Origin of the sequence: Chryseobacterium sp. SIMBA_029 (genome assembly GCF_046535275.1) — a bacterium.
GTDB lineage: Bacteria > Bacteroidota > Bacteroidia > Flavobacteriales > Weeksellaceae > Chryseobacterium.
Window position 1 is genome coordinate 1 of sequence record NZ_JAWRXA010000036.1, and the last position, 549, is coordinate 549.

A 549-nucleotide genomic window follows, 5' to 3' on the forward strand; every position below is an offset into this window, starting at 1 on the left:
CTTCCTGCTGACGGAGCAAAAATTGCCCATTTCTGTTCTATGTGCGGGCCAAAGTTCTGCTCCATGAAGATTACGCAGGAAATTAGAGAGTCTGCAGAACAAGGAATGCTGGATAAATCACAAGAGTTTATCGAAAAAGGAAAGGAAATTTATATATGATCCTTGTTATCACTCCTGAAACAATAATTCCCAATGAACCTGAGATTATTAATCAAATGTTTAATGAGGGCCTGGATCTGCTTCATATCAGAAAGCCCTGGATCAATAGAGAAGAGATGACGGGTTTTATAAACAGCATTGATGACTCTTTTTCCGCTCAATTGATTTTGCATACTCATTATGAGGTTGGAAAAGATTACAATATTTCCAGATTTCATTTTAGAGAAGAAGATCGAAGGCAAGGCAAGTACAAGACATGGATGACTGAAAATATTATTTCAACCTCTGTGCATGACATTACAGCCTATAATATGTTGGAAAAAGAATGGGAATACGCCTTTATAAGCCCATTATTTCCGAGTATTTCCAAAAAAGGATATGGTGCTGATT

Annotated in this window: 1 protein-coding gene; it reads left to right on the forward strand. The window is 37.0% G+C overall.

From position 1 onward, the window contains the following. Positions 1-155: 155 nt before the first annotated feature. A partial coding sequence (locus SB679_RS23090) for a thiamine phosphate synthase (RefSeq protein WP_410704635.1) occupies positions 156-549 on the forward strand: 394 nt, incomplete at its 3' end.